The 5,558-nt window shown below is 70.5% G+C and carries 6 protein-coding genes; all 6 read right to left on the bottom strand.

Annotated features, from left to right (window positions below; genetic code table 11):
* Positions 1–830 (bottom strand): ferrochelatase (locus G6027_RS05175; protein WP_182636003.1); only part of this gene is annotated, 830 nt, incomplete at its 3' end.
* Positions 827–1,654, bottom strand: a complete 828-nt coding sequence (inhA, locus tag G6027_RS05170) for an NADH-dependent enoyl-ACP reductase InhA (RefSeq protein WP_182636001.1) — start codon at positions 1,652–1,654, stop codon at positions 827–829. The genes G6027_RS05175 and inhA, both read right to left, overlap by 4 nt.
* A 2-nt stretch (positions 1,655–1,656) precedes the next feature.
* Positions 1,657–2,388 (bottom strand): 3-oxoacyl-ACP reductase FabG1, encoded by a 732-nt coding sequence (gene fabG1, locus G6027_RS05165; RefSeq protein ID WP_182635999.1) that lies wholly within the window; start codon positions 2,386–2,388, stop codon positions 1,657–1,659.
* Positions 2,389–2,442: 54 nt separating this feature from the next.
* Positions 2,443–3,423, bottom strand: coding sequence for a VWA domain-containing protein (locus G6027_RS05160; protein ID WP_182635997.1), 981 nt, complete (start codon positions 3,421–3,423; stop codon positions 2,443–2,445).
* On the bottom strand, positions 3,420–4,400 hold the full coding sequence (locus G6027_RS05155) for a DUF58 domain-containing protein (RefSeq protein ID WP_182635995.1): 981 nt from the start codon (positions 4,398–4,400) through the stop codon (positions 3,420–3,422). The genes G6027_RS05160 and G6027_RS05155 overlap by 4 nt, the downstream gene beginning before the upstream one ends.
* The gene (locus G6027_RS05150) at positions 4,397–5,410 is read right to left on the bottom strand and encodes an AAA family ATPase (RefSeq protein WP_182636005.1); all 1,014 of its coding nucleotides are present in this window, start codon (positions 5,408–5,410) and stop codon (positions 4,397–4,399) included. The genes G6027_RS05155 and G6027_RS05150 overlap by 4 nt, the downstream gene beginning before the upstream one ends.
* Between the last annotated feature and the right edge of the window lie 148 nt (positions 5,411–5,558).

Here is a 5,558-nt window from a genome sequence, read left to right as displayed (position 1 = left end):
TAGATCACCTCGACGTGATCGGAGATGAACCCGATGGGGACGATCACGACGTCGCGGACGCCCGTGGTCTCGCTCAGCTCCCTGACATGATCCACCACGTCGGGCTCGAGCCACGGCACGCTCGGCGGGCCGGACCGGGACTGCCAGACCAGGTCGTGGTCAGCGACTCCGGCTGCCTCGGCCACCAGCCGCGACGCCTCGGCGACCTGACGGCTGTAGAGCCGGCCCCCGAGAGCCGGGGGGCCCGCGACGGCGTCCGCCGCCTCAGGAACGGAGTGAGCGGTGAAGATGACGCGGGCGCCCGGCGCCGCCGAGGCCACGGCGGCGCGCACGTCGGTCGCGAAACGCTCGATGAACAACGGATGGTCATAGAACTGCCGCAGGCGGACCATCGTGGGAGCCCCGGGGACCTGCTCGCGCGCGCGTGCGATGTCCTCCTGGTACTGCGCGCAACCGGAATAGCCGCCCCACGCGGAGGTGGCGAACACCGCCGCGGTGCGGATCCCGTCCGCGGTCATCTGCCGAACGGCCTCCTCGATCATCGGGGTCCAGTTGCGGTTTCCGAAGTACACCGGCAGATTCCTGCCGCGGCGGGCCAGCTCCGCTTCGACGTTCGTGATGATCTCGCGGTTGAGGTCGTTGATCGGGCTGCGGCCACCCAGCTGTCGATAGTGGGTGGCCACCTCCTCGAGTCGCTCCGCCGGGATCCCGCGCCCGCGGGTGACGTTCTCAAGGAACGGGATCACGTCCTCCTGTCCCTCGGGACCACCGAAGGACAGGACGAGGAGGGCGTCCACGGGCCCGGTGTCGTCGAGCGCACCATCGGTCATCTGGAGGTCTCCTGCCCGCTGAACGAGACGGTGCCGGCTCCACCGTCTGCGTAGATCACTGTTCCTGTCGTGGCGGACATGAGGTCCGAGAGCAGCGCCACCGCGGTGGTCGCCACGGCGGTGGGGTCGTTCACGTCCCAGCCCAGGGGGGCGCGCTCGGCCCATTCGTCCTGCATCCGGTCCAGTTCTCCGCCGGGTCCGAGCGCGTCGCCGGCGATGGCCTTGGCCGCGAGGGTCTTGACGGGACCGGCCGCGATGAGGTTGGACCGCACGCCCTCCGGACCGAGTTCGCGGGCCACGTAGCGGTTGACCGCCTCCAAGGCGTTCTTGGCCACGGACATCCAGTTGTAGAAGGGCATGGAGAACCGTGGGTCGAAGTCCAGGCCGATGATCGACGCACCGGGGTTGAGCAACGGGCGCACCGCCCTGGCGAGTGACGCGTACGAATAGGCGGAGATCTCCACCGCGACCGAGACGTCCTTCCACGGTGCGTCGAGGAAAGGGTCACCGAGGCAACTGGGCGGCGCGAACCCGATCGAGTGGACCACCCCGTCGAGCGAATCGGCGTGTTCTCTCACCTTGCCCTCGAGTGCGGCGAGGTCCTCCTCGCTCTGCACGTCCAGTTCGATCACCGGTGGCCTGTCGGGCAGTCGCTTGGAGATCGCCCGGACCAGCGACGGCCGGCCGAACGCGGTGAGGATGACGGTGGCACCGTGGAGCTGACAGTGCTTGGCGATGTGGAAGGCGATCGAGGCGTCGGTGATCACCCCGGTGACGAGGATGGTTTTGCCCGAGAGTATTCCGGTGCGGGTGTCGTCGGTCATGATCAGTGCCCCATTCCCATTCCGCCGTCGACCGGCAGGACGGCCCCGGAGATGTATCCGGCGTCGTCCCCCGCGAGGAAGCTCACGGCCCCGGCCACGTCGTCGGCGTTGCCCTTCCGGCCGAGCGGGATGGCCGCCACAGCGAGGGCCTGCGTCTTGTCGTCCAACCCGGCGGTCATGTCGGTATCGATGAAACCGGGTGCCACGACGTTGGCCGTGATGTTGCGCGAGCCTAGTTCACGGGTCAGCGATCGGGCCATCCCGATGAGGCCGGCCTTCGACGAGGCGTAGTTGACCTGACCCGCGGTCCCCGACTGGGCGACCACGGAACCGATGAAGATCAGTCGACCGAACCTGGCGCGCAGCATCCCGCGGGAGGCTCGCTTGGCCACCCGGAACGCGCCGGACAGGTTGGCCTCGACCACCCGGGTGAACTGTTCGTCCTTCATCCGCATCAGGAGGGTGTCGTCGGTGATCCCGGCGTTGGACACCACCACCTCGACGGGCCCGAACTCGGCCTCGACCGCGGTGAACGCCGCCTCGACGGAGTCGGGGTCGGTGACGTCGCACCGCACTCCGAACAGACCGTCGGGCGCACCGGATCCCCGATGGGTCACCGCCACCCGGTGGCCGTCGGCGGCGAGTCGTTCGGCCACGGCGCGTCCGATGCCGCGGTTGCCCCCGGTCACCAGGACCGTTCGAGGGGTGGAGGTGAGCGTGCTGTCGGAAACCATGTGCACCAACCTATCGAACAGCGGCGGGTGGCCCGGTGGGGGTGCGCGGACCCGTCACGGGATGCGGCGGTGTGCCACCAGCGATCCGGCCGCGGCGAGCATCGCCAGCAGGGAGCCGATGACGAGCCAGGGCCGGGAGGCGTCGGCCTTCTTCCACTCGAACCCGATCTGTTCCTCGAGGGTGCGGTAGACGGAGTCGAGCTCCTCGAGGCTGGAGGCGGTGAAGAAGTCGCCCCCCGAGATCTCGGCGATGGTGCGTAGAGAGGCGTCGTCGACGGGGACGGGCTGCGGTCGACCCTGGATGTCGACTGTTCCGTAGAGGGTTCCGAAGGAGATGGTCGAGACCGGGATGCCGGCCTCCTCGGCCCGTTCGGCGGCGGTGAAGGCGCCACGCTCCTCGGTGGGGTCGGCGGGGACGGTCTCCTTGCCGTCGGAGAGCAGGACGATGCGAGCCGGCGGCGCCTGGTCGGGGCCGCCGAGGCTCTCGGTGAACGTGGTGACGGCCTGGGTGGCGGTGTAGATCGCCTCGCCGGTCGCGGTCCTCTCGTCCAACCGGAGACGCTCGACGGCGCGGACGACCGGCCCCCGATCGGTGGTGGGTGCCACGAGCATCGAGGCCGTACCCGCGTAGGAGACCAACCCCAGGTTGACGCCCGGGGTGAGGTTGCCCGCGAAGGTGGTCGCGGCCTGCTGCGCGGCCTCCAGGCGGGACGGAGACACGTCCGTGGACTCCATGGACAGGGACACGTCGACGACGAGCATGACCGTCGCCCGGTTCCGTGGCACCTTCTGTTCCTTCTGGGGCCCGGCCAGGGCCACCACCAGGGCGAGCAGCGACAGGATCAGCACCACGGCGGGGACATGGGTGAACCAGCGTCGACCGCCGCGGTCGACGGTCCGCAGAACCCCGAAGTTGCCGAAGCGCACCGTCCTGCGCCTCTTGGATCGCAGCGCGATCACGTATCCGATCGCGAGCGCCACCGGCACCACCAGCAGGACCAGCCACAGCGGGTGCTGGAACTCCGACAGGCTCATCGCGGCGTCCCTCCCGGTGTCGGATGGTCGTCGGGCAGGTCCCTGACGAGATTCTCACCGGTCGGCAGGCCGCCCTGGCGCCGTGCGCCGACGTAGTCGATCACGTCCCTGATCCAGTCCCGGTCGGTCCTCATCGCGAGCACCGGGGCGCCGCAGCGGCGCAGGGCGGCGTGGACCTCCGCGCGATGGGCGTCCGCGGCCCGACGGTAGTCGGCCGCCAGCGCGTCGTCGACGTCCAGTTCGAGCACCTCCCCGGTGGCCGGGTCCTGGAGCAGTGCGGCCCCCACCGCGGGGAGGGCGATGTCGAGGGCGTCGGCGGTGTGCACCGCCAGGAACTCGTGCCGGGCCCCCAGGACGCGGAGGGACCGTTCCCAGTCGACGTCGGCGAGGAAATCCGAGACCACCACCACGAGTCCGTGCCGCCGGGCGGCGTTCCGGACGGCCCGGAGTGCGTCGTCGAGAGTGCCACCCGGTGAGACCTGGGCCGTGGAGCGGGAGATCTCCCCGAGTAGCCGTCTGACATGGTCGCGCCCACTCGCGGCCTGCAGTACCCGGGGCCGCCCGGCGCCGGTGAGGACCATGCCGACACGACTGCCACCCCCGGCGGACAGGAACCCGACGGTGGCCGCGGCCGCCTCCACGAGTCGGCGCTTGCTGCCGTACCGGCCCTCGACGTCGAGGCTGGGCGTCATGTCCACGACGATCCAGGTCTCCAGTTCCCGGTCGGCGATGGTCTGTCGGATGTGCGGCACGGTGGTCCGCGCCGTCACGGACCAGTCCATGGTCCGGACGTCGTCACCGGGTTCGTAGGCGCGCGCCTCCCCCGGTTCTGTCCCGGGCCCGGGCAGCAGTCCCCGGTGGTCGCCGTTGAGGACCCCGTCCAGACGGCGGGTGACGAGGAGTTCCAGCTGCGTCAGGGCCGCGCGGGACGCCGCCGCGACCGGGTCGTCGCGGGTTCCCTCGTCTGCCCGGGTCACCGCGAGGACGGCGGGCCGGGCTGTGCGGGAACCGCGCTGATCTGTGGGAGCGGGACGGCCTCGAGGACGCGGCGCACGACGGTGTCCGCGGTGATCTCGTCCGCCAGCGCGTCGTAGGTGAGCACGAGTCGGTGACGAAGCACCGCGGGGAGCACATCGACGACGTCCTGGGGTACCACGTAGTCGCGACCCCGGACGAGTGCCAGTGCCCGGGCCGCGGTGACGGCGCCCAGGGTGGCTCGGGGCGACGCGCCGTACGCGAGCCACCTGGCCACGTCCTCGAGGCCGTGCCGCTCGGGTTCGCGGGTGGCGACGGTGACCCTGACCACGTAGTCGACCAGCGCGTGGTGCACGAAGACCTCGCGCACCGCGTCCTGGAGCCGGATCAACGCGTCCACCCCGAGGACGCGGGAGGGCTCCGGCGGACGCGTCCCCATGCGGTAGACGATCTCCCGCTCCTCCTCGGGGCTCGGGTAGTCCACGACGAGCTTGAAGAGGAACCGGTCCCGCTGGGCCTCCGGGAGCTGGTACACGCCCTCGCTCTCGATGGGGTTCTGGGTGGCCATCACCAGGAACGGTGTCGGCATCGGGAATGTCTGGCCGCCGATCGAGACGTGACCCTCCGCCATCACCTCGAGCAGTGCCGACTGGACCTTGGCCGGGGCGCGGTTGATCTCGTCGGCCAGCACGAAGTTGGCCAGGATGGGACCGAGCTCGACCTCGAACTCCTCACGACCCTGGCGGTAGATGCGCGTTCCGACGATGTCCGCGGGAACCAGGTCCGGGGTGAACTGGAGGCGGCGGAAGCTGCCCCCCACCACGGTGGCGAATGTCTCCACGGTCAGGGTCTTGGCGACACCCGGCACGCCCTCGAGGAGGATGTGGCCGCGGGAGAGCAGTCCCACCAGGATCATCTCGATGAGCCGGTCCTGGCCCACCACGACCTTCTTGACCTCGTACACCGCCTGCTCCAGCAGCCTGGCGTCCGAGGCCGCGGAGGACGCGGACACCGCGGGGCGTGAGCCCGGGTCGGCCGGGTGGTCGGTGTGGGGATCGCTCACCGCGGAGGGCTCCTTCGCGAGGTCGGGGGTCGGCGGCCCTGGGGCCGCGCCGTCAGGACGGACTGGGGTTGACAGTACCGGTGTACGGCCGCGCCCA

Source organism: Dietzia sp. SLG310A2-38A2, assembly GCF_014145095.1.
Taxonomy (GTDB): domain Bacteria; phylum Actinomycetota; class Actinomycetes; order Mycobacteriales; family Mycobacteriaceae; genus Dietzia.
Note: the sequence above shows the minus strand (reverse complement) of the source record. Positions and strands in the feature narration are given on the sequence as shown.

Coding starts and splice junctions, on each gene's coding strand:
- inhA (WP_182636001.1), bottom strand. CDS start 1,654: ATGACCGACGACACCCGCACCGGAATACTCTCGGGCAAAACCATCCTC.
- fabG1 (WP_182635999.1), bottom strand. CDS start 2,388: ATGGTTTCCGACAGCACGCTCACCTCCACCCCTCGAACGGTCCTGGTG.
- G6027_RS05160 (WP_182635997.1), bottom strand. CDS start 3,423: ATGAGCCTGTCGGAGTTCCAGCACCCGCTGTGGCTGGTCCTGCTGGTG.